Annotated in this window: 4 protein-coding genes and 3 pseudogenes; 1 reads left to right on the top strand and 6 read right to left on the bottom strand. The window is 65.9% G+C overall.

Features of this window, described 5'->3' with window-relative positions; all coding sequences use genetic code 11:
- Window positions 1–1,160 (bottom strand): hypothetical protein (locus ACWEO7_RS38560; RefSeq protein ID WP_452430679.1); only part of this gene is annotated, 1,160 nt, incomplete at its 3' end.
- A gap of 7 nt (window positions 1,161–1,167) precedes the next feature.
- Here ACWEO7_RS38560 and ACWEO7_RS38555 point away from each other — a divergent pair.
- Window positions 1,168–1,386, top strand: a complete 219-nt coding sequence (locus ACWEO7_RS38555) for a hypothetical protein (protein WP_452430683.1) — start codon at window positions 1,168–1,170, stop codon at window positions 1,384–1,386.
- Window positions 1,387–1,456: 70 nt separating this feature from the next.
- Here the strand turns inward: ACWEO7_RS38555 and ACWEO7_RS38550 are convergent, their stop codons facing one another.
- From ACWEO7_RS38550 to ACWEO7_RS38530, 5 genes and pseudogenes are all read right to left on the bottom strand, one after another.
- A complete protein-coding gene (locus tag ACWEO7_RS38550; RefSeq protein WP_452430681.1) occupies window positions 1,457–1,711 on the bottom strand; it encodes a hypothetical protein in 255 nt (84 codons plus the stop codon).
- A 44-nt stretch (window positions 1,712–1,755) separates the two neighbouring features.
- Window positions 1,756–2,112 (bottom strand): annotated as a pseudogene (locus ACWEO7_RS38545) (hypothetical protein); the annotation flags it as partial.
- Window positions 2,113–2,228: 116 nt separating this feature from the next.
- Window positions 2,229–2,413: pseudogene (locus ACWEO7_RS38540) on the bottom strand (ISAzo13-like element transposase-related protein); the annotation flags it as partial.
- A 206-nt stretch (window positions 2,414–2,619) separates the two neighbouring features.
- Entirely contained in the window at window positions 2,620–2,910 is a 291-nt protein-coding gene (locus tag ACWEO7_RS38535; RefSeq protein ID WP_452430677.1) for a helix-turn-helix domain-containing protein, read from the bottom strand.
- A gap of 73 nt (window positions 2,911–2,983) precedes the next feature.
- Window positions 2,984–3,735: pseudogene (locus ACWEO7_RS38530) on the bottom strand (cytochrome P450); the annotation flags it as partial.

Here is a 3,735-nt window from a genome sequence, read left to right as displayed (position 1 = left end):
GCCTTGACCTCATCGGCCCACTGCGACGACGACGTCAACATGTCGTGGTCGAACTCGGCGACGGCGCTCGGCGGCCTGCCCGCCTGCTCCAACCCGAAATTCATCAGGACCCGCGAATGCCGGCCATGAAAGTCGCCCTGCCAGGCGTGCGCGGAAATGAGCTGTTTCTGAAACTCGGCGGCAACCTGATACGGGTCGTATCCCGGTTGCCTCCTCGCGTTGTTGTACCAGTCGCACAACGGCTCGTAGAACTCGCGCGTACCCTGCACGCCGCCGAAATTCGGGTAGACGATCATACCGTGTTCGGGGGGTTTGGGTGTGCCGACATCGATGACCAACCCTTCTGGTGGATGGTATGCCCTCAACGGATCGTCTCTGATTGCGGCCAGCTCTTCTTTCGTGGGCGGTGCGTCCAGCCAACGCACGACATGCGCGCCGGGCCGGCCCTCGACCTTGGGCTGAAATACGACTCCGTGGGGTTCGGTACGGAACGGCCCCGGCACATGGGTGAGTAACGGGTTCTCCTCGATGGCTGCCAACTCGCTGCGTGACAATGGCCGCGACAAGATGGCTGCCCCCCACTTCCCTACCACTCCCATCTGCCCGGCAAGCTCCGGACTGTGCCGGATTTGCACCCTGCGGTGGATTTCCGCCATGAGGTCCACCGACATCTCGCGATGGAGGTTGCGCCGCGCGAACAGTCGGGCATCGAGCCAGCTCGCCCACCCCTCGGGCCCGTCGAAGATTGTTTCCGGCCGCGTCTGTCGGGAGATGAGAGCGATGTCGCGGAACTTGTCCTCCATGAACAGGCTCATTTCGAGTGCCCGCTGGGCGGCGGTGTGGATGCCGTGCGCTTGCTCCAGCCGGCGTATCTGTTCCTCGATGGGCAGGTCCACAAATCCGTCCTCAGCGGTCGGGTCCGGCCCGTGGACCGGTCGCCACGCACCCGCATCGGATCCTGGGTGTCCGGCGGCGGTATCGCGATCGGTGCGCGCGGCCGGGCCGATCCTGTGGAGTTTGGATGCAAGCTGCTCGTCTTTGTGCGTGACCCGCTCGAGGCCCTCACGTATGCTGCGCGGGAATTGCTGGTGAGTTTCGTTGATTCGTGGTGCGGCTTTGCCGACGATCGCGTCGGCGACGCGCCTGGCTGCCTCCAGCATTTTCGCGATGATCGCACCATCGCCCGACCCGCCCATCGAGTTCCTGTCGCTGTGCCGAGCCGGTCAGGCAGCGAGATCGACGGGGGTGAAGCCGACCTCGGTCAGCGCCGGGTCGAACCGGTCGGGGGTGGTGGGTGAGCTCGTCGGTGGCGTAGGCAATCAGGCGGGCGAACTTGCGTGGCCGCAGACCGCTGAACAACTCCACCATCACCGGATCGACCGCTGAGATAACCGCCACGCGAACACGATACCGCCTGCCGCTCAACAACACGGGACACCCATTAGTGCTGGGTTCCTCAAAGGTGGTATGTAAAACGGCGGCGCAGGCTTCTCGGTTTCGGTGGGGGGCGTCCCCAGATCCAAGGTCGTGCGCGGGCGTTGAGCGCGGTGGTGGCTTGGCGGGTGGCGTGGTCGATTTCGGTCGCGTCGGCGAAGGTCTGGCCGGCGAGGGCTTCGCGGCGGAAGATCCGCCACCAGTGCTCTTGCAGGTTGAGCCAGCAGGCGCCGACGGGGATGAAGGCGTGTTTGATCCGGTATGGTCGGCGAGCCATTCGCGGGTGGATTTGCTGTGGTGACTGGAGAGGTTGTCGGTGATCACGTGGATGTCGCCGACCGGATTGGCCTGTTCGACCAGTTCCAGGAACCGCTGATAGTTGACGCTGTTGCGGGAGGATGCGGTGAGTGTGACGGCGTGCCCGTCACGGACTCGGATCGATCCATATACCCAGACCCTGTCCGGGCCTCGGGAGTATTCCAGGGGCGCCTTGATCCGGTGCCCGTCGACCGACCAGCCCGGTGCCGGGGCGAAGGTGCGGGGCGAGACCGGGCCGAGTTCGTCGGCGCAGACTACCGTGGCGCCCGCGGGTGGCTGCGTGTAGAGACCGACGATATGGGTTCTTTTGGGACGAAGTACGGATCCTTGCTCGTTGTCCAAGACCGTGGCCGACGCCATCGAACATCCTCTGCCACCAGGATTCTGCGTACTTGACTACGGCCCACAACAATGCCTTCAGCGCGCAGGGCGGCGGCGAGAGAATCCAAGGTCCAGCTCGACGGAGCTCCGTCCATCCAGTCGCCGTGGAAGGCGTCGGGTGTGATTGGCAGGGTGTGGAACTCGGCGGGGGTGACGGTGCCGCCGAGGGGTAGCTGCTGGTGTCCAGGTCGGCGCCGATGGTCAACCCAGCCCTCGTGGTTGTCGCGGCGACGGTCTCGACGATGACCCCATAGCTGGTCAGCGGTCGGCCGCGCCAGTCGATGCTCGACCGCGTACGCCCGCGCGTCATCACGCACCCCATCGACTTCCCATGCCGCCGCATTCAGAAGACGCTACATCCCGATCGGCGTCAGATCACCCGTGACGGCGCAGCCATTTGCCCACTCCCTGCTCGGTCATCACTACCCCCGACCACCATGCGGATCAGCTCGGCGACCAGGGCGCGGGTCCACAACGGACCGCCGATCAACAACTCCTCAGGGTGTAGTCGGCCATCGCGGCGAACAACACCGCACGATCGGCGGCCCTCATCAGCTCATCCCGGCCGGTCCGGGATTTCACCGGCGCGGCAAGCGCTTCCCGCCCGCCGGCCCGGTACCGACGCCACCACGTGCCCACCGACCGCCGCCAGACACCGAACACCTCCGCCGCCTCACCGTAGCTGCGTACACGCTCCGACACCAGCGCGGCCACCACCCGCAACCGCACCACCTCCTGCGCAGCGGGCGACAACCGCCGCGCGTCCTGATCACTCACACAACCATCAACGAGCAAGGCAACCAAGAAGTTTCAGTTCAATAGCTGATGAGCGCCGTCACCACTTCCCTGACTACATCAGCGGTGGCGATTGCGGGAAGACCACCGGCAGGGCGGTCAGCGCTCGATGGAAGGGGCCCGGACGCCAGGTCAGCTGGTCGACCGGCACCGCGAGACGTAGCTCCGGCAGCGCGTCGAGCAGTTGGTCGATCGCGTCCTGGGCGATCAGGTAAGCCAGCGCGTTCGCCGGGCAGGCGTGCGGCCCGCCGCCGAACGCGAGATGGGCGCGGTTGCCTGCGTAGCCCTCGGCGCGGATCGCCGGATCGGTGTTGCAGGCGGCCACACTGATCACGACCGGCTGATGGGCGGGCAACCAGACGCCCTCGATCAGGATCGGCTGCTTCGGGAAGCTGAAGCAGGTGTTGGCCATCGGCGGGTCGTTGAACAGCACCTCGTCGAGCGCGTCCCGGGTCGACAGACTGCCACCGAGCACGCTGCCGCCGAACCGTTCGTCGGTGAGAATAAGCAGCAAGGTGTTGACGATCAGGTTCTGCTGCGGCTCGATGCCCGCGCCGTAGAGCGTGCCCAGCTGGTGGACCATCTCGGTGTCGTTCAGCCCGGATGGGTGCCGGAGCATGCGCGTGGTGATGTCGTCGCCTGGGTCGGCCCGCTTCAGTACCGTCAACTCGGCCAGCGAATCGGTCAGCATGTTGTTCCCGCGTTCCGCGTCGACGCCCTCGAAGATCGCGGCCATACCGGTCGCGGCGCGCTGCGCGATCTCGGCCGGGCAACCCAGCACGCATTCGGCGTGGACCGGACGGCGGG

The organism is Nocardia sp. NPDC004260 (assembly GCF_053603155.1).
The sequence above is the reverse complement of the archived record's forward strand: the minus strand, read 5'-3'. Positions and strand labels throughout refer to the sequence as shown.